Origin of the sequence: Mobilicoccus sp., assembly GCF_032060985.1 — a bacterium.
Lineage (GTDB): Bacteria > Actinomycetota > Actinomycetes > Actinomycetales > Dermatophilaceae > Mobilicoccus.
On sequence record NZ_DAMBGD010000008.1, the window covers coordinates 1 to 24,207 of the forward strand.

At 74.0% G+C, this 24,207-nt stretch carries 19 protein-coding genes; 13 read left to right on the plus strand and 6 right to left on the minus strand.

The window, feature by feature from the left end; all coding sequences use genetic code 11:
• A partial coding sequence (locus RT054_RS07920; RefSeq protein WP_313022956.1) for a cytochrome c biogenesis CcdA family protein occupies positions 1-865 on the plus strand: 865 nt, incomplete at its 5' end.
• Positions 866-1,038: 173 nt separating this feature from the next.
• Here RT054_RS07920 and RT054_RS07925 read toward each other — a convergent pair.
• The 3 genes from RT054_RS07925 to RT054_RS07935 all read right to left on the minus strand — a co-directional run bounded on the left by RT054_RS07925 (position 1,039) and on the right by RT054_RS07935 (position 4,048).
• Positions 1,039-1,563 (minus strand): NifU family protein, encoded by a 525-nt coding sequence (locus RT054_RS07925; protein WP_313022957.1) that lies wholly within the window; start codon positions 1,561-1,563, stop codon positions 1,039-1,041.
• Positions 1,564-1,718: 155 nt separating this feature from the next.
• Positions 1,719-3,662 carry a ferrous iron transporter B gene (locus RT054_RS07930; RefSeq protein ID WP_313022958.1) on the minus strand — a complete coding sequence of 648 codons (1,944 nt, stop codon included), beginning with the start codon at positions 3,660-3,662 and terminating at the stop codon, positions 1,719-1,721.
• Entirely contained in the window at positions 3,662-4,048 is a 387-nt protein-coding gene (locus RT054_RS07935) for a FeoA family protein (RefSeq protein WP_312719394.1), read from the minus strand. The genes RT054_RS07930 and RT054_RS07935 overlap by 1 nt, the downstream gene beginning before the upstream one ends.
• Positions 4,049-4,550: 502 nt before the next feature.
• On the opposite strand from RT054_RS07935, the gene RT054_RS07940 reads away from it, so the two are divergent.
• The 3 genes from RT054_RS07940 to RT054_RS07950 all read left to right on the plus strand — a co-directional run bounded on the left by RT054_RS07940 (position 4,551) and on the right by RT054_RS07950 (position 8,058).
• Complete coding sequence (locus RT054_RS07940; protein ID WP_313022960.1) at positions 4,551-4,919, plus strand: hypothetical protein; 369 nt, start codon at positions 4,551-4,553, stop codon at positions 4,917-4,919.
• Between the two features lie 1,946 nt (positions 4,920-6,865).
• Complete coding sequence (locus RT054_RS07945) at positions 6,866-7,096, plus strand: hypothetical protein (protein ID WP_313022961.1); 231 nt, start codon at positions 6,866-6,868, stop codon at positions 7,094-7,096.
• A 761-nt stretch (positions 7,097-7,857) separates the two neighbouring features.
• Positions 7,858-8,058: a hypothetical protein gene (locus RT054_RS07950; RefSeq protein WP_313022964.1), complete on the plus strand. Its 201-nt coding sequence runs from the start codon at positions 7,858-7,860 to the stop codon at positions 8,056-8,058.
• A 39-nt stretch (positions 8,059-8,097) separates the two neighbouring features.
• Here RT054_RS07950 and RT054_RS07955 read toward each other — a convergent pair whose 3' ends face one another.
• The 3 genes from RT054_RS07955 to RT054_RS07965 form a co-directional block, all read right to left on the minus strand.
• Positions 8,098-8,502 (minus strand): hypothetical protein, encoded by a 405-nt coding sequence (locus RT054_RS07955; RefSeq protein ID WP_313022965.1) that lies wholly within the window; start codon positions 8,500-8,502, stop codon positions 8,098-8,100.
• Between the two features lie 400 nt (positions 8,503-8,902).
• Complete coding sequence (locus RT054_RS07960) at positions 8,903-10,354, minus strand: hypothetical protein (RefSeq protein WP_313022966.1); 1,452 nt, start codon at positions 10,352-10,354, stop codon at positions 8,903-8,905.
• The gene (locus tag RT054_RS07965; protein WP_312719401.1) at positions 10,351-10,671 is read right to left on the minus strand and encodes a hypothetical protein; all 321 of its coding nucleotides are present in this window, start codon (positions 10,669-10,671) and stop codon (positions 10,351-10,353) included. The genes RT054_RS07960 and RT054_RS07965 overlap by 4 nt, the downstream gene beginning before the upstream one ends.
• A gap of 139 nt (positions 10,672-10,810) precedes the next feature.
• On the opposite strand from RT054_RS07965, the gene RT054_RS07970 reads away from it, so the two are divergent.
• The 9 genes from RT054_RS07970 to RT054_RS08010 all read left to right on the plus strand — a co-directional run bounded on the left by RT054_RS07970 (position 10,811) and on the right by RT054_RS08010 (position 24,146).
• Positions 10,811-12,037, plus strand: coding sequence for a toxic anion resistance protein (locus RT054_RS07970; protein WP_312719403.1), 1,227 nt, complete (start codon positions 10,811-10,813; stop codon positions 12,035-12,037).
• A gap of 148 nt (positions 12,038-12,185) precedes the next feature.
• On the plus strand, positions 12,186-12,956 hold the full coding sequence (locus RT054_RS07975) for a hypothetical protein (RefSeq protein ID WP_312719404.1): 771 nt from the start codon (positions 12,186-12,188) through the stop codon (positions 12,954-12,956).
• A 79-nt stretch (positions 12,957-13,035) separates the two neighbouring features.
• Positions 13,036-15,039, plus strand: coding sequence for an AAA family ATPase (locus RT054_RS07980; RefSeq protein WP_312719406.1), 2,004 nt, complete (start codon positions 13,036-13,038; stop codon positions 15,037-15,039).
• Positions 15,040-15,179: 140 nt separating this feature from the next.
• Positions 15,180-16,073 (plus strand): hypothetical protein, encoded by an 894-nt coding sequence (locus tag RT054_RS07985; protein ID WP_313022967.1) that lies wholly within the window; start codon positions 15,180-15,182, stop codon positions 16,071-16,073.
• A complete protein-coding gene (locus RT054_RS07990; RefSeq protein ID WP_312719410.1) occupies positions 16,070-17,194 on the plus strand; it encodes a hypothetical protein in 1,125 nt (374 codons plus the stop codon). The genes RT054_RS07985 and RT054_RS07990 overlap by 4 nt, the downstream gene beginning before the upstream one ends.
• On the plus strand, positions 17,191-19,551 hold the full coding sequence (locus RT054_RS07995; protein WP_313022971.1) for a tetratricopeptide repeat protein: 2,361 nt from the start codon (positions 17,191-17,193) through the stop codon (positions 19,549-19,551). Before RT054_RS07990 ends, RT054_RS07995 begins: the two co-directional genes overlap by 4 nt.
• Positions 19,548-21,356 (plus strand): protein phosphatase 2C domain-containing protein, encoded by a 1,809-nt coding sequence (locus RT054_RS08000; RefSeq protein ID WP_313022972.1) that lies wholly within the window; start codon positions 19,548-19,550, stop codon positions 21,354-21,356. The genes RT054_RS07995 and RT054_RS08000 overlap by 4 nt, the downstream gene beginning before the upstream one ends.
• Position 21,357: 1 nt before the next feature.
• A complete protein-coding gene (locus RT054_RS08005; protein WP_312719415.1) occupies positions 21,358-22,635 on the plus strand; it encodes a VWA domain-containing protein in 1,278 nt (425 codons plus the stop codon).
• The gene (locus tag RT054_RS08010; protein ID WP_313022974.1) at positions 22,632-24,146 is read left to right on the plus strand and encodes an FHA domain-containing protein; all 1,515 of its coding nucleotides are present in this window, start codon (positions 22,632-22,634) and stop codon (positions 24,144-24,146) included. The genes RT054_RS08005 and RT054_RS08010 overlap by 4 nt, the downstream gene beginning before the upstream one ends.
• The last annotated feature ends 61 nt before the right edge of the window (positions 24,147-24,207 follow it).

The following is a 24,207-nucleotide window of genomic DNA, read 5'->3' on the forward strand; positions in this document are numbered from 1 at the left end:
CGCCCACGCCCACGCCCACGCCCACGCCCACGCGACCATGACCGACATCGGATACGCCGTCGCGCTGGTCGGCGGGATCGCGACGATCCTCAGCCCGTGCGCCGCGATGCTGCTGCCGGCGTTCTTCGCGTACGCGTTCACGTCCGCGACGACGCTCGTGGGCCGGACATTCGTCTTCTACGCGGGACTGCTGACGACACTCGTGCCGCTCGGCGCACTGTCCGGAGGCGTGGGCGCCCTGTTCCTCACGAACCGGTCGTGGGTGGTCGGCGCCGCCGCGATCGTCGTCATGGCCCTCGGGGTCGTGCAGATGCTCGCCATCCCCCTACCGGGCCTCACCCGTCGCGGCGGCGCGGACTCCGCGAGCCCCGTCGCGATCTACTCCCTCGGCCTCGCCTACGGGGTGGCCGGCGTGTGCTCGGGACCGATCCTCGGCTCGGTGCTCACCGTGGCCGCTCTCGGGGGCGAGCCGTTCTACGGCGCCATGCTGCTCGTCGTCTACGCGAGCGGGATGGTCGTCCCCGTCCTGCTGCTCGCGTTGGGGTGGACACGCCTCGACCTCGGCTCCGCCCGTTGGCTCCGGCCCCGGCCGGTGCAGCTCGGCCGAATCTCGACGACCGTGGGCAACCTCGTCTCCGGAGGGCTGTTCGTGCTGGTCGGCGCGCTGCTCCTGCTCACCGAGGGCACGGCGTCGATGAGCGGGGTCCTCGGTGTGAGCGCCCAGCAACGGCTCGAGACCGCGATGCTGACCGCGGGCCGTGGTATCCCCGACCTCGTCGTCATCCTCGTCCTCGTCGCCGTCGTCGGCCTCGCGGCGTGGGTCGCACGCCGGGCTGCGGTCGCCCGGGAGCGCGCCGACCGCTGAATCGCCCGGGCATCGCGAGGCGAGGCCACGGAGACGATGTGGCAATCTCAGCGGAGTCGATACCGAGCCCTCGGCCGCGCCCAGGCTGTGACCAGCAGTTCTTCGGATGCGCTACCTGGCGGGCACCCTCGACTCCGCTGGTATTGCCACATCGATCGCTGACCGTGGCGACGTCAGGAGACCTGGCGGAGCGCGACGAGGTCGGGACACGTCTGCCGCACGGCCGCTTCGAGGCGGAAGCGCAGGGTGGCGGTGGCGGCGGGGCAGTGGCCGCACGCCCCACCGAGACGGACGTCGACGCACCCGTCGTGCACCCCGACGAGGGCGATGTCGCCGCCGTGGGAGCGGATGTAGTCACCCGCCTCCCCGGCGAGGGCCGCGGTGACGGCCTCGACGAGGGCGGCGTCGCGGCCCTCGATGCGACCGGCGTCCGCCACCCACGCGTCGGGATCGCGCAGCGCCGCGGTGAGCGCCGAGCGCACCCGGGACCCGGATTCCCGCCAGGACCGCCCTCCGGACAGACGGACCGCCACCGCCTGCGCGTCGACCTCGACACTCGCGACCTCACCCGCCTCGACGAGCGCGGCGAGAGGGGCAGGCATGCCGGTGACGACGCCGCGGACGGCGAGGGTTCCCGGGGGGATCACCCACCGCAGGACCAGAGGGTCGCCGTCGACGACCTCGGGGTGCAGCGGCACCGCACCGCCGCCGGACGCCCCCGCCGGGGCCGCCGTCGCCCCTGTCGCCCCGGTGGTGCTCCCTGACGGGGCCGTCGTTTCTCCGCCCTTCACCCCGCCCGTCACGACCTCGCGCGAGGACTCCTCGCGGGGCGTACCGAGTGGGCGACGGAGTCTCACGTCACCGCCATGACGACGTGACGCGTGAGGAACGCCATCGTCCACGCGAGCACGAACATGTAGGTGAAGGCGATCGCTGGCCACCTCCACGTGCCGGTCTCGCGGCGGAGGACGCCGACGGTCGACATGCATTGCAGTGCGTAGAGGAAGAACACGAGGAGCGCGGCGGTCGTCGGGGCGTCGAAGAGCCGGGCGCCCGCGTGCTCGCCCTCGCTTCGGGTCATCGTCGACAGCGCCGCCGTGGGCGCCTCGGGGTCGGTGGCTGCGGCGACCTGGCCGAGCGTCGCGACGAACACCTCCCGCGCCGAGAGGGAGGCGAGGATGCCGACGTTGATGCGCCAGTCGAACCCGAGGGGCTCGAAGACCGGACCCACTGCGCGGCCGAGGTCCGCCGCGTAGGAGTGGTCGACGACGTAGGAGCTCACCGCGACGTCGTCACCGACGTCGACGCCGGCGGCGGCGAGGTCGGCGTCGCTGCGCAGAGGCAGGTTGAGCAGCAGCCAGAGGATGATCGTCGTGCCGAGGATGATCGTCGTGACCTTGCGGAGGAACGCGCGGCAGGCGTCCCACACCGCGAGCGCGACCGATCGCCAGCTCGGCCAGCGGTAGCTCGGCATCTCCATGTAGAACGGCAGGATCGGGCCGCGGCGATCACCGATCCGTTTGAAGATCCACGCCATCGTCATCGCCGACAACGCGCCCACGAGGTACATGACGAACATGACGACGCCCTGCGCCCCGAACGGCCCGACCCGGGACTCGCGTGGCACGAGCATGCCGATGAGCAGGACGTAGACGGGAAGCCGGGCCGAGCACGTCATGAGCGGCGCGGCCATCATCGTCGCGAGCCGGTCGCGCGCCGAGGGCAGCGTGCGGGTGGCCATGATGCCGGGGATCGCGCACGCGACGCTCGAGAGCAGGGCGACGAACGCGCGCCCCTCGAGGCCGGCGCGGGCCATGACCCGGTCCATGAGGAAGGCGGCCCTCGACATGTACCCGACCGACTCCATGAGCGAGACCAGCAGGAACAGCAGCGCGATCTGCGGGAGGAAGACGACGACGCCACCGAGTCCCCCGATGAGCGCGTCGCCGAGGAACGAGGCCAGCCAGGGGTTGGTGACGTGCGCGGCGACGAGTTCGCCGAGCCTCGCGAACCCGGCCTCTACGGCGTCCTGCAGCGGTGCCGCGAGGGTGAAGATCGTCTGGAAGAACGTGAACATCACGGCGACGAAGACGAGCGTCCCCCACACCGGGTGGAGCAGCACGGCGTCGATGCGGCGGGTGCGGATGTCGACCTGCGGCACGACGTACCGGGAGGCGCGGAGGATCGAGTCGATCCAGGCGGTGGTCTCGGCGGTGTCGGTGGGCGGGGCGAGCGGCGGCGTGCGCCAGTCGGCGAGGTGCGGCAGCGTCTCCCTCAGCTCGGAGAGTCCCTGCCCTCCGCCGACGACGACGTGGACGTCGACACCGAGCGCCCGCTGCAACCCGGCGACGTCGACGGCGCCGCCTCGACGGGCGAGGTCGTCGGTGAACGAGAGGACGACGGCGGTCGGCAGCCCGAGCTGGAGCACCTGGGCGAGCAGCGCGAGCGAGCGGCGCAGCGACGTGGCGTCGAGGAGGACGAGAAGCCCGTCGGGGGTCTTCGTGGCGGTGTGCTCGGGGTCGAGGACGTCGGTGACGACGTGCTCGTCGGGACTGATCGGGTCGAGGCTGTAGGTGCCGGGGAGGTCCTCGATGACGACGTCGCGGTCGCCACACCGACTGAGGCCCTCGAATCGGGCCACGGTGACGCCGGGGTAGTTCCCGGTCTTGGCCCGCAGCCCGGTGAGGGCGTTGAACAGGGTCGTCTTACCGGCGTTGGGACTTCCGACGAGGGCGAGCCGCAGCTCGTCCGAGGCGACCGTCGTGCTTCCCCCGCCTGCCGCGCAGTGGTCCGACATCAGCGGACGACGCGGAGGTCCTGCTGCACGCGGATGCCCTCGGCGTGGCGCCGACGCAGGGCGATCTCGGTGTCGGCCACGCGGAACACGGTGGGGTCACCCATCGGGGCCCGCCGGAGCACCTCGACGTGGGCGCCGGGGGCGAACCCGAGATCGACGAGACGCCGGGCCGCGGCCGGGTCGAGGTCGCCGCCCACACCGGTGACGACCGCCTGCGTGCCGACGGCCTGGGCCGCGAGGGTGTCCTCGGCCGCTCGTCGACGACCCCACCACGACTCTCGCCGACGAACACGGGGGCGAAGCTCGACGGAGGCGGGGACGGCGAGGACCGTGGGCGCACCGGCGGGGACGTCCCGCTGCGCGAACACCGTGGCGATGGCAGACATGGCGACTTCTCTCGTGCCGGCTCGGAAGCCGGTTCGTGACAGACGGTGTCGATCGCCGCGATAGACGATCCCTTGTGACCAGGTCAGCCTAACCTAACCATCAAGGGGCAACCAGAGCCCTGCTCACCAGGTGATCGGCGCCACTCTCCGCCGTCGACACGCGGCCGACGACGCCGACAGGACACCGGAAACCGCCTCTCCACTCCGGAACGACGGGGTGCGGAGACGCGGTTTCCGGTGTGGTGTGCGCGAGCGGGAGCGAGGGCGCGAGTCGGTCGCCTCCCCGGGTCGAGCGCCGGACCGCGCGGCGCCACAGACCGCCCTCCGACCGGACGGGGCGTCGCCCACCGGGTGAACACGACGAGTTTCGGCTCAGTTGAAGGGCGTTCAGACCGATTCCAGAAGTCATGGAGACGAGCGGCGCCGGGCCTCGGGCACGGGTGATCGCGGGATGAGATCACGAGGGACCGGCCGGAGCGGACGCGTCGGGACGGTCGGCGTGGTGGCCCCCTACGTGCGGGCGGCTCTCGCGGCCGCGGCGGCAGGCGCGCTGCTCACGACCTCGACACCGGGATATGCGGCGTGGCACCAGGCCGTGATCGCAGCGTCCCGGGGAGCCACGATCGATGGCGGAACCGTCCCCGGCGAGGTCACCTCGCCCGAGCGCACCGCCCGCACCGGCGCACCCGTGACCCGGGGTGCTCCCCTCCGGGCCGCCGCCGGTCACCGCCCCGGCCTCGCCGCCACTGTCGCGCTCCGCACTCAGGGCACCGGAGGCGTCCTGCGCGTCATCGCTCCCGAGACCGGCGGGCAGGCCCCGGACGGTGGGGCGAGCGCCGACGCCGGTCGGCCGGCCGGGAGGACGTCGTGAGCCCGGCGACAGGCCGGGGTCGGGTGGCGTCGGCGTCAGCGGTGACGTCGTGGGCGGTGATGCTCGGGCGGGCCGTCGCGACGGTGATCGCGGTCGTCGCGGTGGTGGTGTTCGGGCCGCCGGCGGTGTGCGGATGGGTCCCTCTGCCGGCCGACGAGGGGCTCCCGGGGGTGGCGGCGGGATCTTTCACCATCGTCGAGCCCGTCGAGACGCCCCCCACGGTGGAGGCGGGGTCGATCGTCGCGGTGACCTCCGGCGGTGACCGCCTCGCCCTCGGCCGCGTCGACGGCGTCACGGGCGACACCGTGAGGCTCACCTCCGCGGAGGGGCCCACGACGACCCCGACCAGCGGTGTGCGGGCCGTCGAGCGGTACCGACTCCCCGCCGCGGGCAGGGTGTACGGCGCCCTGCCCGCCGAGCACCGCATGTGGGGGGGCCGTGGCCTCGGCGCCCTCATGCTGCTCTGGTGCGGCCTCGAGCTCCGCGCGACTCGCCGCACCCGCGGTCGTCACGCCCGCCGCCCGGCCCGCACGTGGTGGGGGCGACGGGACCGGACGTCCGCCACCGCGCCCCTCGCCTCGACCGCCCTGGCCGTCCGCGAGCGCTCCGGTCATGCCTCCACGGCACTCGCGGCCCCCGGGGCCGCGGAGCCGCGCGACCTCGGCACCCTGCCCCACGCGCCCTCTGCCCGCGCGCGGGCGGCATCCGCCCCTGTCACCGGCCCCGCCGCCCGCCGTGCGCTGGCCGCGGCCTACCTCGACACCGACGACGGCACCGGCGCGGACGGCGCCCTCGGGCGGGACGACGGCGCCGCCGAGCGCAGGCGCCACGGGGAGACCAACGGGGAGGCTGCCCGTCGCTCCCGTGAGCGCGAAGCGGCCGCCGTGCCCACCGGCACCGATCGCTCGCTCCCGGCGACGGACACGGTGGAGCGTGCCGACGCCGCGGATGTGCTCGCTCCGCTCGTGGGCCCTGCAACTGTGGGCCCTGCGGCTGTGGGCCGTGGGGTCGATCCGGCTCCCCCGGGCTCGGCACCCGTCGGACCTCGCCCCTCGGTCGCCTCCCGCGCGCCTGCTCAGGAGGTCACCCACGCGCGGAATGATCTCGGTGCGTCCGGTGCCGGCCGTCTCGACGCGGGAGATCGGGCCGACGCGGCACCGCCGGCCCCTCCGGCCACGTCGACGCCTGCGGTCGGACCGGCCACCACCGCCACATCCACCAGCCGAACCTCCGCGGCCTCCGCGGGCAGACCGACCTCGGGAGGGCCGACGCAGGCCACGCCGGCTCCCGCAACCACGCCTGCCCCATCACCGCCCGAGCGCGGGTCGAACGAGCGCGGGTCGAACGAGCGCGGGTCGAACGAGCTGGAGTCGGTTGAGGCGGCCACGCCTCCCACCTCCGTGTCCGCGGCGTCGGAATCCGCGTCCGCGTCTGCAGCGTCCGCACTGCGGACCTCCGGCACGGCCGGCGCGTCCGAGGGGACGGAGCCGGGGACCCGCCGTGCCCGGGCTGCGGCGCGTCGGCGGCGACGGCCCTGGGCACGTCTCACCGGGCTGGCGGCGTCCGCGGTCGGGACGGTGGTGCTCGCCGCGCGGACCCTCGACCACGCCTCCGAGGATCCGGAGAGTGATCGACATGGCGGCGGTCGGCACCGCGGGCCGCAGCCGACGCGCACGATCACGAACCCACCTCACCCGCCCTCCCCCGACTCCACCCACGAAGACGACCCGGGCGCCGACGGGGACGACCTCCGTGGGGACACGACTTCGCGGGTGAGGAGGCCGACCGGCCGGACGCTCGGCGGCGCCCCGGTGACAACGGCGCGGAGAGCGGCACGCTCAGGCACGAGGGGCGGCGACGCCGGGATCGGCGGAACGGCAGGCAGCGCGCGAGAGGCTCGCGAGGACGGCCGCGACCCCTGGCGCGCTCCCCCCTCGCCGGAGGAGGTGCGTCGGGCTGCTCTCATCCAGGACTTCGAGGCCCGGCGGGCGGCGGCAGAGGCGGCGTTCCTCCATGCCATCCCCCGACGCGAGTTGCTCTCCCCGGCCGAGCGCGCCGTCGCCGAGCGCGAGCGCACGAAGGACGACAGCACCGGCCGTTCCTCCGAGAGGCCTGGAGCCGTCCGCGACACCCGCCTCGACCGGATCGAGAGCCACGACGCCGACGACCCCTCCTGACAGGTCGGCCGCCCCACCCTCCCTGGCATCGCCGGCCGCGCTCGTCGGGCGAGGCACGCGTCGCCCACACCGACGCAGGCGACGGTGGCCGCCCGTCCACCCGCGGGCCGCGGATCGGACGGAACTCAGGACGAGGGCCGCCCTCGTCGGGCGAGGTGCGCGTCGCCCACACCGACACCGGGGACGGTGACCGCCCCGCCGACACGCGGGCCGCTGCACAGGCGGAACTCAGGACCCGGGGCGCTCCCGCAGCGAACACACACGCCTCGCCCACACCGACACCCACGACGACGGCGGGGCCTACAGCCGGGGGCGACGATCATCGGGCGCGCATCGACCCACCCCACGGCGTCCGTTCATCGAACGGCCCTCACCGGGCAGAGCGTGCGGGACGTCAGGACTCCCGGCGCTACAGGACCCCCAGCGCGCGAGCCGGTGCGACAGCGACGTCGGTCAGTCGTTCCCGTGGTCCGCGCTCTCTGGCGGCCGAAAGGGACCGCGGTCCGCCGACTCGGCCCTGAGGGCGCCGGCGAGGCGTGCACGATCGACCGCGGCGCCCTCTGTCGATCGGCCCTGCTGAGGCGTCCGGAAGCGCGATGGCCTGCCGACGGGGCACGTGGCCCACGTGGAACGGGTGGGAGGCGGCCGAGGCTCGCGGCCGAGCCGGAGGTGCAGGCCGCGGCGCACCTGGCCACCGCGCAGGCCACGATCCGGACGATCGAGGCCTCGCCGCTCACCGTCGACACGCGTGGACGGAGCCGATGCGCCGCGCCGAGGCGGGCCTCGAGACCGCGGCGACCCGCATCAAGGTCGAATCCGCCTCGAGTGCGTCGGGCCTCGTCGAGTTCTCCACCCTGGTCGAGGTTCGGGTGCCGATCACGCCGAGGTGGGTGCGACCGGTCGTCCTCGCGATGCGGACCCACACCGGGTCGGTGCCGCGTCATCCCGCGGCCGGCTCGTGATGTCAGGAGTGACGGGTGGGGGAACCGTCGTCGCGGGCGTCAGGAGTAGTCGGGGCCGAGGACGGCGAGCTCACGCCCGGCGAGGAAGGCGAGGGCCAGGTCGAGGTGGTCACCGCACACCGGGGTGCCCGCGGGGTCGTCCTTGTACGCGGTGTACACGTCCTCCATGTAGGCGATCGGCACGTCGTCACCTCCACGCAGCGGGCCGACCAGGCGATCCGCTGCGAGCTGGAGCACGAAGAACGTCACCGGCAGCTCCCCGACGACCTCGGACGGCACACGTTCACCGGTGACGACCGCGATGAGCTCACGGTCGGCATCGGTGAGGCCCGCCAGCTCTGCGGCCCCCGCACGCGCCCAGCGCGCCTCGCAGGTCACCGTTCCCAGGTCGCCGGACGCGGCCTGGATGAGCGGCGACAGATCGAACCCGTCGACGTTCGTCATCGTCATCCCTCCCTCGCTCGGCCGTGTCGATCCTCAGGCCGTCGTTCGCGCCACCTATCGGCACCGCATCCCCCGGCCTGAGGACAGAATTGCCACCTTCGAAGTCCCAAGGGGCGTTGGCGCGCAACGGTTTTGGTCAACTCTTCGTCAGGTGCGTGCCCAGAGCACCCCTGGGCACGCCTCCAAACGTGGCGCCATCGCCTGTGTCGGGGCTGCGTGAGGGCACGGTGTGGGCTGAGGGTCGTCGATCCGACCCCACGCTCACCCGGCGGCCGCGCAGCCGTCGACACCCGGACCACGGTGTCCGTTCGGCGGGTCGTTCTCGCCCGCCGACCGGACCCTACCGAGGCTCGGTGGCCGGCGGGTGAGGACCCCCACGCGTCCACCGACTCCGGTCCCGTCACCGCGTCCGCACCCAGACCCGCGTCGTCTCGACGACGTCACCCGGCTCCTCCCCGCGCAGATGGCCCGCGGCGCGGAACTCGCTCAGCTTCTCGGAGAGCGCCGGGGGCACGTCGACGCCGGGCGCACCGCTCGGCCCGCCGCGGTCGCCCTCGAGCCGGTCCAGCCGCTCCGACTCCTCGACGTAGCGGCCCACGTCGTGATCGTCACCGGGAGAGGTGACGGGCTTGCCCGTGCTGACGGTGGCCTGGTTGCGGGACCGGCGGTTGGACGCCCCCTCCAGGCGAGGGACGGCGTCGCCGGGGTTGGTGACGTGGAGGTAGGTGACCTCCGGCGCCACCGGCATCCGACCGACCGGCGATCCCGCGGTGAGGACGCAGAGACGGTATCGCCTCATCGCGGGGAGCGCGGCCGCGGACATCGCGGTCATCCCACCCTGGCTGTGCCCGGCGAGCAGGACCGGTGCCCCGGGCGGCACCCCGGCCCGTTCGAGCACCTCCGGCAGCAGGCGCGCTTCCGCGGATGCCCGGCCCAGCGCCCCCTCGATGTTGGGGCGCAGCGTCCTGGGCCCCTCCGGGTTGCCACGAACGGTGAGCAGGTCCCACCCCGACGTCCCGGGCAGCGTGACGACGTAGGTCTCGCGGGTCGGCCCGTCGCCATCGGCCCCCTGCTCGCGGTGGACGTGGCGCCGCACGTCGATCGTGTCGGCCTCGCCGGCCCCCGCGGACCCGGGGGCGGAGTACCCGTCACGCACGGCCTGCATCGCTCCCGCGAGCCCGGGCCGCTGGCCACGGGGAGTGGGCACGGGCCGGACCGCGACCACGGAGAGACGTTGGGGGCGGAGGACGTCCTCGGGCCGCACCGCGGCGACCCACTCGTAGCCGGGACAGACCGGCAGTCGTGCGGATTCCGCACCCGGACCGGGCGAGGAACAGGTTCCCGAGCGTTCGAGGACGAACGGCGGCGGGGTGCGCGGATCCAGCCTGCCCCGGGCGAGGAGTGCGTCGAACGCGGCGGCGTTGGCGGCGTCGACGTCGTGGTAGAGGGTCACCGCGATCTGGGCCCGCCGGGCGAGCTGGACACGCGCCTCCGCGTGGGTGTCGAGGCGGTGGGCCAGGTGTCGGAGTCGCCAGGCCGCGACGGGACGCCGCACGAGGTCGCCGACGCCTGCGACATCACGAGGACCACCGACACCGCCGACGCCGGCCGTCGCGTCGATGACCTGCAGATCGAGGCTCCGCAGCGTCGCGGCGTGCTGGGCCATCGCCTCCGCGTGGACGCGGTAGGCCACGGCCGCGCGTTGCACCGCCTCGACGTCGGCGACGACCGCGCTCTGCGGGTCCGCCGATCCGCCCACCGCGGTGACCGGGGTGCGCCTCCCCGGCGACCCGAACGGACGCAGGAGGCCGGGTGGCGGAGCGAGCCCGGCAGGCTCGGGAACGCCACTCACGGCCGCCCCGGCTCCCGCACGGACACTCCGCACTCCCGGAGTTCGGCGACGAGGCCCGCGAGCTCCTCGTCGAGACGGTCGAGACGGGCGTCGAGCGCGGCGCGGGCCGAGGCGTCCCACAGGACCGCGCCGAACCCGACGCGCGCGGCCCGCCCACGCCGGGTGAGGTCCTCGGCCACGGCGTCCACCCGTGCGCCGAGTCCGGCCAGGTCGACGAGGAGCGCGACGGGGATCGGCGGGATCCCAGGGACGACGGATGTCGACGCGGTCGTGACCCGGGTCGTCACCCCGGCGACGGGAACAGGAACGGAAGGCATGCCCCGCAGGCTAGGGACGATCTCGGAGCCGCCGTTCACGTTGTCCACAGCCCTGCCCGAGACCTGTGTGGGAGGGTTGGACCGGCACCCGATGTCGGGTTGCAATGGAACGGTCCGCCCGACGAGCCGAGGAGTTCACATGACCCAGCCCTTGCAGCCGCCCTCCGGGATGGCCGAGGCGCCGCCGCTGACCCTCGAGGCGCCCGCGCCGTCGGAGCCGGTGCCCACCACGGCGGCCCCGTCGATGGCACCGCAGGTCTCACCCGAGGCCGTCCCGGTGCTCGACGCCAAGGTGCAGGAGTACCTGAACGGACTCACGCAGGCGGCCACCAAGAGCCCCCAGTTCGAGCGCCGCGCCGCGGACGTGCGCACGATGGGCGACGCCGACATCCGGTCCGCCGCCGAGACGAGCAACCGCCTGCTCACGTCGCCGGTCAAGGCGCTCAAGTCCGGTGGGGTCAGCAAGGAGAGCAAGGTCGGGGCCACGCTCCTCGACCTGCGGCGAACGGTCGAGGACCTCGACCCCAGCCAGGCCAAGGGTGCCAAGAGGGTGCTCGGCGTGATCCCCTTCGGCGACAAGGTCACCGACTACTTCCGCAAGTACGAGTCCGCGCAGAAGCACATCGACGGCATCCTCCACGCGCTCAAGAGCGGGCAGGACGAGCTCCAGCGCGACAACGCCGCACTCAACCTCGAGAAGCAGCAGCTGTGGAGCTCGATGGCCCGGCTCAACCAGTACGTCTACATCGCCGAACGCCTCGACGCGCAGCTCTCGGCGCAGATCGCCGAGCTCGACGCCACCGACCCCGACCGGGCCAAGGCGATGCGCGAGGACGTCCTCTTCTACGTCCGTCAGAAGCACCAGGACCTGCTCACCCAGCTCGCCGTGTCGATCCAGAACTACCTGGCGATCGACATCGTCATCAAGAACAACATCGAGCTCATCAAGGGCGTCGACCGTGCGACGACGACGACGATCTCGGCCCTGCGCACGGCCGTCGTCGTCGCGCAGGCACTCAACAACCAGAAGCTCGTGCTCGAGCAGATCACCGCGCTCAACACGACGACGAGCAACCTCATCGAGCGCACGAGCGTCATGCTCCGCGACAACTCCAGCGCCATCCAGGAGCAGGCCGCGAGCGCCTCGATCGGGCTGCCGCAGCTGCAGGCCGCGTTCCAGAACATCTACGCGACGATGGACTCCATCGACGAGTTCAAGGTGCGCGCGCTCGACTCGATGGCCCAGACGATCGGCGTGCTCGAGTCCGAGGTCACCAAGTCGCAGTCCTACCTGGACCGGGCGCGGGCGAGCGAGGCCAGGCGTGCCGCCGGTGCGTTCGACCTGGGAAACACTCCGAGGCTGTGATCCTCGGGGCGGGCATGGGGCGCAGCCGCCGCGTCACACCCGTCTCGCCCATCCCGCCCGTCGCGACGGGGTTGCCGCACGCCGTCCGCCGTCTCGGCCCCAGGGTCCGAAGCGGCGGACGGCCACGACCACGAGAGCAGGGGATGTCATGTCGATCGGGGAGTTCTTCTCGCGGCTCGGTGGCCGCGAGCGCCCTGAGGCCGAGCCCGAGGTGGAGACACCTGCGCCCCCGACCGCGGACGATCTGCGCACCGCCCTCGACCGTGCGGAGGCTCTCGTCGACGGCGGTGCCGCCCCCTCGGTCGTCGCCGCGCGGGTGCGGCGTGTCACCGCCACGGTGCGGGACACACTCCCCCGCCTCGACGTCGTCGGGCTCGGCAGTGACCACGGCTACTCGGTCATGGCGACCGCGACCGACTACCTGCCCGAGGCGGTGAACGGATACCTGCGCCTGCCGAGGCGATTCGCCGACACGCGTCCCGTGGACGGCCCCCGCACCTCACTCATGGTGCTCGTCGACCAACTCGACCTCCTCGGCGCGACGATGGACCGGGTCTTCGACGCCGTCTGCCGTGACGACGCGACCGCGCTCGTCGCCCATGCCCGATTCCTCGACGCGAAGTTCGGCCACGCGAGCACCGGCGGCGGCCTCGACCTCGCAGGGTCGGGGGCCGCGATTCCGGCGATGCCGGACGAGACGTCGGACCCGGGCGCCGGCCCCTCCCGCACCGACGACGAGGCCGAGGTCGGCCCCCCACCCGGAGGTGGTGTGGGCGCAGGTGCCGGTGCCGGTGCCGACGCCTCGACGCACGACCACGCCCCCCACCCCGGCCCCACGGCGCCCCCGTCGACGACCCCCTCGGACACCGGGCGGGAATCCGCCACCCGGTTCCCACCGTTGGCACCCCCGAACCCATGAGGCCCCGACCGATCGGAGCCCCCCGCCCGCGGCGCCTCCGCCCGCGCCGCCCGTCGCCGAACCACCCGGAGATCGCCTCATGACCACCCCGCCGAACCCGTTGACGAGCGCCCTCGACGCCCTCGTCCGCACCGGAGCCGCCGCCGGGCTCGAGGAGTCCGCCGTGCGCGCCGAGGGCGTCCGGCTCGCCGCGGGGGTCGTCGCGACATCCGGCCCCTCCCACGCGCACGTGGGGTGGCGGGAGGTCATGGGCGGCACCACCCAGGAGTTCTTCCTCGCCGCCTCACAGGGCCGCAGGTTCGCCTCCGGGCCGACTCCGTTGCTCGCCCACCTCCTGACCGAGACCCCCGCCCGCGCGCAGGAGTACGCCTCCGCGCTCGTCGACGTCGCCACCGCCGCGTGCACCGTTCCCGGCGCCGACCCGTCTGCGGCGGGTCGGGCGACGACCGCGGGGCAGTGTCAGCTCGCCGCTGCCGGAGCCCGGTCCGCGGGTCGGATCCACGGTCCCGGCGCCGCGGCTGGGCACCCCGCTTCGGGATCAGGGCCGGTGAGCGGGCCGGGGGCGAGCGTCCTCGACGGCGGCCTCGGGGCGTTCCCCGGCCTGCCGACGGCGCCCGGCTCGACGCCGACGGACCTGCCCGAGGCGAGGCTCACGTCCCAGTCGGTCCTCGACCAGCTCGGCGCGATCACCCGCGCCACCCGCGACCTCTGGAGCGGAACTCACGACGTGCCGCCCGACCAGGTGGGGACGCCGGGTGTCTCCGGCGTCCCGGGGTTTCCCACCCCGGACCTCGCCGATCCGAGCGGAGCGCCGGGCCCCCGTCCCGGTGCGGTGCCCGGCGCACCCGTCGACGGTCGGGGACCTGTGGCGGCGCCGGACGCGGGCGGGGATTCCGGCGACCCGACCCCGCCGCCCGAGCCGGCCGAGCACGAGAAGTCGGTCGAGGAACTCCTCGCCGAACTCGACGACCTCATCGGGCTGCGCCGGGTCAAGCGGGAGGTCCATCAGCAGGTCGCGATGCTCAAGGTCGACGCCAAGCGTCGTGAGGCAGGCCTCCGATCGGCGTCGATGACGCGCCACCTCGTGTTCGTCGGCAACCCCGGCACCGGCAAGACGACCGTCGCGCGTCTCGTCGGCGGGATCTACCACGCGCTCGGGCTGCTCAGCACCGGACAGCTCGTCGAGGTCGACCGCTCCGAGCTCGTCGCGGGTTACCTCGGCCAGACCGCCGTCAAGACCGCCGAGGTCGCCGCGTCCGCGGTCGGGGGTGTGCTGTTCATCGACGAGGCCTACACCCTCGCGGGCGACCAGTACGGGCAGGAGGCCGTCGACACCCTCGTCAAGGAGATGGAGGACAAGCGCGACGAGCTCGTCGTCATCGTCGCCGGCTATCCCGCGCCGATGGCGCGGTTCATCGACACCAATCCCGGCCTCGCGAGCAGGTTCCGCACGACGATCACGTTCGACGACTACACCGACGACGAGATCACCGCGATCCTCCACACCCTCGCCGAGCGGAACGACTACGTCCTCACCGAGGCGGCCACCGCACGGTTCCGGGAGATCCTCGCCGCCACCCCTCGGGACGACGCCTTCGGCAACGGACGCTTCGCCCGCAACATGCTCGAGGGAGCGATCGGTCGACACGCCTGGCGCGTGCAGGATCTGCCGGACCCGAGCGTCGACGACCTGCGCACCCTCGATCGGATCGACCTCGAGGACCGGCACGACGAGCCCGAGCACGGCGTGGCGTTCGACACCGGGAGCCCCGCCTCCGACAGAGGGGACGGGGCCACAGGGGCCACGACGACGTCCACCGGCTCGCCGGTCGGCGAGGCCGACGGCTCGAACGGCGACGGCACGCTGGGCGGCGATGTCGATGATGGTGCCGATGACGAGGTCGATGGCCTCGTCGAAGGCGGGGACGGTGTCGGGGGTGAAGCCGGCGGCCGTGTCGATGCCCACGTCGCCGACGGCGTCGAGGCCGGCGGCGTCGACGGCGGAGGTGACGCGGTCGTGGGGGTCCTCGACGGCCCCGATAACCACGCGATGACCCGTCAGCAGCCGAAGGAGGAGGAATGAGCAGGTCGGGCCGATCGAGGAGGTCGGGGACGACGACCGGCGCCACGGCCGCCGCGCCGAGCGAGGCTGCGACCGCCGTCCCGTCATCGCGCACGCCCGCCGCCACGTCGGCCCACACGGCCACCGCAGCCTCCCCGTCCATGTCCCCGGCGACGTCGGCGACACCCTCGTCCGCGACGTCCTCGGCGACGCCCGTCGAGGTGGCCGGTGAGACGGGCGCCGCGGCGGGCACGATCGCGCAGAAGCCGCGGCGTCCGCTCGCGCGAGGACTCCGATCTCTCACCGCCGCGGGCGTACTCGCCTGCTCGCTCAACGGCCTCGCCGCCTACGGCGTCGTCTCCACCGACGCCGCACGCGTGCAGTCCGTCGCCACGGCCCAGGCCACCGAACTCGGCGAGGTCACGACGGCGATCGACTCCCTCGGCGCCACCGCACGCTCGACACCGGTGGGCGGCCCGGGCGAGGAGGCGTACCTCACGACGGTGAGCACCACGTCGTCGCGCCTCGCCTCGGTCACGGCGCGGGCGGCGACCGGGCCGGCCGGGCTCGCCGACGACACCGAGCAACTCACGGCCCTCTCCGCGGACTACACCCGTTACGTCGCCCTCCTCGAGAGCGGCCGCGCCGCCGACGGCACGGTCGCCGCCGAGCGCTACCGCCAGGGCGAGACCATCCGCACGACGCGACTCGACCCCACCCTCGCGCAGCTGCGTGCGCAGAACACCGACCGCAGCTCGGAGGCCCGCACCCTCGCCTGGGTGACGATGGGCGGCCTCGGGCTCACCTCGCTCATCACGCTGATCACCCTGCTCGGGGGATCGCGCTGGCTCGCGAGCCGCACGAAGCGGGTCGTCAACCCCGGACTCTTCGGGGCGCTCGTCACCTCGGGCGCCGTGTCGGGGTACGCGTTCTCGCAACTGGGCTCGGCCACCGTCGTCACTCCCGGCGCCGGACCCCTGCTGCTCGTCGGCGGGTTCGCCGCCGCCGGGCTCGTGTGGTTGGGCCTCGACCAGCGTCTCAAGGAGTACCGATGAGCACCCCCACCTCCTCCGGCCCGGTGACCGCGCCCACGGCGCCCGGTTCGCTCGGCGCGGACGTCCCGGCCGGCGAGCTCCTCGCCTACCTCGACGCCCTCGGCACATGGCGCGACCGGCGTCGCGTGGAGCTCGACGAGCTCGACGAGGCCGCACTCCGGTCCCCCGAGCGCGCCGCGGTGACGAACGACATCCTGTTGTCGATGACGCTGTGGAAGGCCGTCGCCGACCGCCACGACCTCCTCGTCGCCGCGTGGGACTCCGGACGGGTCCTCGCGCAGGACCGCATGCGACTCACCACCCTCGTCTGGGGACGGCTGGACCAGGAGGCCGGCGAGTCCTCGGCGCTCGCGGTGTCACTGCCGGAGGCGTGCCGCCTCTCGGACTCCCTCGCGGCGAGCCTGCGCCGCACGCTCGGACTCGACGGACACATGGCCGGCATGGAGCACCGGGTGCGCGAGCTCCGGGCCTCCGTCGAACGTATCCGCGACCTCGTCGCCCAGATCCCGGCCCGCCGCGCGGGGTCGGCGCAGGAGGTGCTCGTCGGGCTCGACCGGAGGCTCGTGGACGTCTCGGAGCGGTTGCGACGCGGCGCCGACGTGGGCGGGCTCGTCGGCCCGCTCGAACTCGCCGTCGCGACGGCCGAGCGCGATCTCATCGTCGCCGCCTCCGAGAGAACTCGGGCCCGCGACCGCGTGACCGGGATCGCGGCGACCGTGGCCGACCTCACCGCCAAGGGCGAGGCCGTGCGGGCCCTCGCCGCCAAGGCCGCCGCGACCGTCCACCCGGCACCGGTGCTCGCGGTCCCCGACGTCACGGCACTCGGCGAACCCCCCTCCGAGCCGGCCGAACTGGACGCCTATGCCGCGCGCCTCGACCGGGTCGGTCGCGCGCTCGAGGTCGCCCGCAGCACGTACGCGGGTGCCCTCGAACGCCGGACCGACCTCCTCGAGGAGCTGCAGCGGGTCCAGGTCGGCATCGGCGACATCCCCCCGGCCCACCGACCCGATGCCGAGACCCTCGCCCGGCGCGCCCATGAGATCTCTCGGACGCCGACCGACGTCGGTCATCTCGCCGCCCTCGTCGCCGCGCTCACCGCCTACCTCGGGGCCGCACGATGACGCCCTGCCGCGAGACCGGATGCCCGGGCCGCTACGTCGACGGTTACTGCGACTGGTGCGGCATGCCCGAACGCCCCGCACCCGCACCGACGGGACCCACGCCCGGTACCGCGGAGCCCCGCACGGGGGCAGCCGGAACGGGGGGCACCGGCACCGGGACGGACGTCACGGGCACGGGGGCGGGCACCACCGGCGGCGGGGGCGCGACCGGCGCGACGGCCGGTGCGGGCGGCGCCGACCAGGGCGCCTCGGCCATGCCGGAGAGGGTGACGGGTTCGGAGTCACCCGTCGAGTCGGCCGCGGCGTCGGCGCGGGCGATCACCCCGCTCGGCTCCGCCCGCGGCGGCGGCGCGCGACGGCACGTCCGCCAGCGCAGGGCCCGCCGGTCAGGCCTCGGCGCCGGCCTCACCCAGGTGCCGCCCGCGGTCGAGACCGACCCGATGACCGTCGTCCTCGACGACCCGATCGTGCCGGAGGAACGGCGCATCTGCCCCTCCTGCGGCGCACCCGTGGGCCGCGGCCACGACGGCATCCCCGGCCGCACGCAGGGCTACTGCCCCCAGTGCCGCAACCCGTTCTCCTTCACCCCCAAGCTCGCGCCGGGAGACCTCGTCGCCGGGCAGTACGAGGTCGCCGGGCCCATCGCCCACGGTGGTCTCGGCTGGATCTACCTCGCGCGCGACCGCAACGTCTCGGGCCGCTGGGTCGTGCTCAAGGGTCTGCTCAACGCCGGCGACGAGGACGCGGTGGCCGCCGCGATCGCCGAGCAGCAGTTCCTCGCCCAGGTCGAACACCCCCAGATCGTCGAGGTCTACAACGTCGTCGAACACGAGGGACTCGCGTACACCGTGATGGAGTACGTCGGAGGCGTCTCCCTCAAGCAGATGCTCAAGGACCGGCTCATGGCCCGCGGCGAGTACGACCCGCTGCCGGTCGAGGTCGCGCTCGCGTTCGTCCTCGAGATCCTGCCCGCCTTCACCTACCTGCACGATCACGGGTTGCTCTACTGCGACTTCAAACCCGACAACCTCATCCACGTCGCCGACGGGGTCAAACTCATCGACCTCGGGGGCATGCGCGAGATCGACGACCTCACCTCCCCGATCTACGGCACCATCGGGTACCAGGCGCCCGAGGTCGCCGAGATGGGGCCGTCGATCGCGAGCGACGTCTACACGATCGGGCGCACGCTCGTCGTCCTCACGACGGAGTTCCGCGGCTACCAGACGCGATTCGTCGACTCACTCCCGCCGCTCACCCAGACGCCGGCGTTCCTCGAGCACGACCCGTTCTACCGACTCGTCGCCCGCTGCTGCGCACCCGACCCGGCCGACCGGTTCGTCTCGATCGAGGAGCTCCGCGTCCAGATGCTCGGGGTGCTCCGTCAGGTCGTCGCCGATCGGCCCGGTGCCGGCATGACGACCCAGGCGCCGCCGTCGGCGTTCTTCGAGGCACCGGTCGTCACCGGTGAGACCCTCGACTGGTGGCAGCTGCCCGGCCTGCGGCCCGACGAGCAGGACCCGATGAACACCTGGTTGCGCGGTCTGCAGACCAACGACCCCGCCGACCGCCTCGTGGCCCTGCGGCAGGCCCCGCAGCACACCCCGGAGGTCATCCTCGAGATGGGCCGCACGGCGTTGCGGGCCGAGAACGGCGACGCCGTGGCCCAGGCTGCGGACTCCCTGCTCACCCACGACCCCTGGGACTGGCGAGCGGTGTGGCTGCTCGGCCTCGACGCGCTCCGGCGGGGCGACGGAGGGGCGGCCGTCGATTCGTTCCAGGCCGTCTACGCCCAACTCCCGGGTGAGATCGCGCCGCGGTTCGCGCTCGCCGCGGCCCACGAGGCCGCCGGGGACGGCCGGTCGCTCCGCCTCGCGGAGTCCTCCTTCACGACATGTCTGCGCACCGACGGGTCGTACGTCGTCGCCTCCGCCTTCGGGATCGCCCGCACCCGCGCCGCCCGCGGCGACCACGCGGGGGCCGTCGAGGCCGTGAGCGCCGTCCCGCCGACATCCGGGGCCTATTCCCGGGCGAGGTGGATGCGCGCCGACCTGCAGACGCGGACCGGCGCCGGGGTCCCCGCACTCATGGACGTCCTCGCCGACAGCCGGCGCATCACCCTCGAACCGCGCACGCGGGCGCAGCTCGCGGTGCAGGTGCTCGAGACCGCCCTCGCCGCCCGCCTCGCCGGTGACGACCGCGACGCCACCCTCGACGGCAAGGCCGCCACCGAAGCCACGCTGCGGCGTTCCCTCGAGTCGGCCTACCGCGACCTCGCCCGACTCACCCCCGACCCCGCCGAGCGGCATCTGCTCGTCGACGAGGCCAACCGCATCCGACCCTGGAGCCTGATATGACCTCGCCCGCCACGCCCCCGAGCCCCGACGACCGCGACCCCGTGACCTCGGAGTCCCCCACCCAGGAGCTGCGGTCCTGCCCCACCTGCGGCCGCACGACCGGCGTGGGGCGCTACTGCGAGAACTGCGGTGCCGAGATGCCGACTGCCGCCGAGGAGGCCGACGGCGTGGTCGTGGGCGACAGGACCGGCGAGGCCACCGCGAGGACCGAGGGTGAGCGGGCCGGCGGAGCCGTCGTCGACCTCGGGGCGGCCGGTGGCGAGGCTCCTCTCGGGGGGGCGGCACCGACTGCGGGTTCGGCGCTCTCCGGCGTCACGAGCACCACCGACGACCCGGCGATCGGATCCCCCGTGCCACCTCCTGCCGAGGCACCCGGGACCACCGGCCGCGATGCCTCCGTGACGTCGGCTCAGAGCCCCTCGGTGACCGAGACCCCGGCGCACGAGACCCCGGTCGTCGAGACCTCCGTCGCCGAGACGCCGTCGACCGGCTCCACGGCGTTGGGCCACGGATCGCCCGGATCACCGGCGGCTCCCGCTGCCACCCCGGACGACCCGGACGCTCCGGTCACCCCGAGCACGGGAGACAGGCCGGGCGCGACTCCCGGGCAGGCGGGGATGCTCGTGCTCGGTGGTCTGCCGACGGAGGTCGAGGACCCCACCGAGCCCACCCCGGCGCCCGGGGACGAACCGCACTGCGCATGTGGGGGGACGTACGCCGACGGGTACTGCGAGCAGTGCGGATCGCCACTGCCGGCGGCCCGGGCCCACACTGAGGACGCGCCCGCCCCCTGGGTGGCGGGCGTCTGCGACATCGGGATTCGCCATCAGTCCAACCAGGACGCTATGGCGCTCTCGGCCGAGCCGTCCCGTGCCGCCCTCGTGGTCTGCGACGGCGTCTCCTCCGCGCTGCGGTCGGAGGAGGCGAGCCAGGCCGCCGCGGATGCCGCGGTCGTCGTCCTCTCCCATGCGACCTCGACGGGGATCGGGGTGCCCTCCTCCCTCGTCCCGGCTCTCGTCGCGCGACTCGAGACGGCCGGTGAGGCCGCCGCGGACGCGGTCGCCGCCGTCACGGCCCAGGTCCACCGCGAACTGGGGATCGAGGGGGGGCGTGAGGGCGAGTTCCACCACGCCAACCCCTCGTGCACGCTCGTCGCGGCGATCGTCGAGGCGGGACACGTCGTGATCGGGTCGGTCGGCGACTCCCGCGCCTACTGGTTCCCCGACGCGGGCGAGGCGCGGCGCCTCACCGTCGACGACTCGTGGGCCGAGGAGAGCATCGCCCTCGGGGCGACCCGGGAGCAGGCGGAGTCGGGCCCCGGCGCCCACACGATCACCCGGTGGCTCGGCATCGACTGCGACGACGACACCCCCCGCACCACGTCGATGACGATCGAGGCGCCCGGCTGGCTCATCCTCTGCTCGGACGGGCTGTGGAACTACGCGAGCGAACCGGCGGCTCTCGCCGAGGTCGTGGCCGACACCCTTCGGGGGCTCCCGACCGACGCCACCTCCACCGCCGAGACGGACGTCGCCGACGCCGCACGCGACCGGCGTGTCGACAGCGACCCGCAGGCCGAGGTCGACGCGCCGGCCGGGACGGAGGCGCACCCCGGAACGGGGGCGGCCGCGCCGGCGCCCGGGTCGCCCGTGACCGACGCCGAGCGACCCGGCACCGGCGAGGCCGGTGTCCCGCTCGCGTTGGCGCGTGGTCTGGTGCAATGGGCCAATGCGCGTGGCGGACACGACAACATCACGGTGATCGCCGCCCGGCTCACCCCGGACGCACCGACCCAGGAGGCCTGACATGGCGGAGTTCCACGCCACCGTCCACCAGAACGAGTTCCTCGCCACCGGGGCGACCGACGTGCACTCGATCGTGTCGATCACGTGCTCCGGGGCAGGTCAGGCGGGCCGGAACGCGGGCGGCGACGCGGGCGAGATCATCGTCATCGACACCTCGGGGTCGATGGAGGCCGCCGGGGTCCGCGCCGCGCAGGAGGCGGCGGCCGCGGCCCTCGACCGCATCCTCGACGGCGTGTGGTTCGCCGTCATCGCGGGCAACCACGAGGCGCGACTGGCCTACCCCGACGGCTACACCGCAGCGATGGTGCAGATGTCACCGACGACCCGCACCCAGGCCAAGCGGTCCCTCGGTCGTCTGTACGCCGACGGGGGGACGGCGATGGGAACCTGGCTCCTCGCCGCGGCCCAGCTCTTCGGCACCGTGCCGTCGCTGTCGCAGAAGCACGTCATCCTCCTCACCGACGGTGAGAACCAGCACGAGACCCCGGAGCAGCTCACCGCGGCCATCGAGCGCGTGCGTGGGCTCTTCCAGGCCGACTGCCGCGGACTCGGTGCGGCGTGGCAGGTCGACGAGGTCCGCCGCATCGCCCAGGCCCTGCTCGGCACCGTCGACCTCATCCCGCGCCGGGAGGACATGGCGGCGGAGTTCGACCGCATCATGCGGGCGTCGATGGCCCGCGGCGTCTCGGACGCGACGCTGCGGGTGTGGGCGCCGCAGGGCGCCGAGGTGCTGTTCGTGCGCCAGGTCGCCCCGCGCCTGGAGGACCTCACCGCGCGCCGCACGACCGTCAACCCCCTCACCGGCGGCTATCCCACGGGCGCGTGGTCGGACGAGACCCGGGAGTACCACGTCGCGGTGCGTCTGCCGGCCAAGGCCGTGGGGGCCGAACAGCTCGCGGCACGGGTGCAGCTCGCCGTCGGCGGCGAGGTCGTCGCCCAGGGACTCGTCAAGGCCCGCTGGTCGGCGGACGACTCCCTCACGGCCCGGATCAGCCCCGAGGTCGCGCACTACACCGGCCAGACCGAACTCGCCCGGGCGATCCAGGAGGGTCTCGCGGCCAAGTCGATCGGCGACGACGTCACCGCGACCACCCGCCTCGGTCGTGCCGTCCAGCTCGCCGCCGAGACCGGCAACGACGACGCGACCGATCGCCTGTCGCGGGTCGTCGACATCGACGACGCCGGCACCGGGCGCGTCCGGCTCAAGAACCGCATCGACAAGCTCGACGAGATGGCTCTCGACACCGCCTCGACGAAGACGACGAGGGTCAAACGATGAAGTGTCCCGAGGGCCACGACAGCACGGCCACCGACTACTGCGACACCTGTGGTGCGCCGATGACCGGCACCTCGCCGAGCAGCGCCTCGCCCACGCCGCGGGTCGGGACGTCCTCGGTCGACGCGTCCCCGACCGGGGCCCCGTCGTTCGGGGTCGGGGACCACGGGATCGGGGAGAGCAGCCGGACGGTCGGGGGCTCCGGCGAACCCTCGGCCGGTTCGCGGGCCGCGACCCAGACGTGCCCCAACTGCGCCGCGGACAACGCCGCGGACAACCTCTTCTGCGAGGTGTGCGGCTTCGACTTCACCACCGGCGTCATGCCCCGCGTCGAGGGCGGTGAACCCTCCTACCTCGACCTCCCGGACCCTGTCCGCCCTTCCCCGGATCCGTCGCGATCCCCCGCCGACGAGGCCGGGATCGGGGACGTCGCCACGGGTGGACCCTCCGCGCCCGTCCTCGGGCTCGACGTCTCCGACATGGAGGCGGCCGGTGGCGCGGACTCCTTCGCGGAGCCCGTCGACGGCACGCCCGCCGGCGTCCTTCCCTCCGGTGACACGGCGTCGGGGGACACGGCGTCGGGGGACGCGGCGTATGGGGACACGCACTCACGGGGTGAGGGCTCGACGGCCCCCGCGCCGCCCTCCCGGTCCGAGAACTCGCAGCCCGGGACCTCGCCGGGCGACGAAACAGAGGACTCCGACTCCGGGCAGGCGCTCGGTGGCCGGTCCCTCGGTGGAGACGGCGGGAGGAGCGAGAGCGCGACGGACGACCCGGCTGCAGGCGGGCCCGCCGCACCACGGCACTCCCGGATGGCTCGCCCGGGTGGCGACGGCCCCGACCTCGCCCCCGGCGATGGGAACGGCGACCCGGACGACGGCGACACCGGAGATCACGACACCCGAGATCACGACACCGGTGACGTCGGTGACGTCGGTGACGACATCGGCGAGGGTGACGACATCGGCGAGGCGGCGGCTGCTCCGCGCCTCGACGACTCGACCCCCTCCCCGGATGCACGACCCGTTCCCGGGTCGACCGCGCCCGCGACGACCGACCCCCTGCCGCCCGCGAGCACCGCCAAGCCCGTCAACCGGCCGCCGTCGCGGGAGGTCGCCGGCGACTGGGTGGTCGAGGTGTGGATCGACCCGGATTGGTTCGCCGAACAGGACACCGACGAGACGTGCCCGTCTCCGGCGCCCCCGGAGATCATGCGGCTGCGCGGGTCGGACGCGCTCGTCGGACGCCGCAGCCGGAGTTCCGTTCCCGACGTCGACTGCGGCGTCGACTCGGCCGTGAGCCGCCGCCAGGCCCTGCTCACGAGCGACGGACGACGCTGGTGGGTCGAGGACCTCGACTCGAGCAACGGCACCTGGGTCGCCCCGGCCATCGGACCGCTGCCCACCACACCGATCTCGGGGCGCACCGAGATCGATCCCGACGACCGCATCTATGTCGGCGCCTGGACCCGGCTCGTCCTGCGTCCGGCCGTCGCCTCCGAGCTCGAGGCCTGACCCCGCCGGGCCCCGTCATCCGCCATTGCCCTGCACTCCGCACCGAGAGCGCCACCTGGCA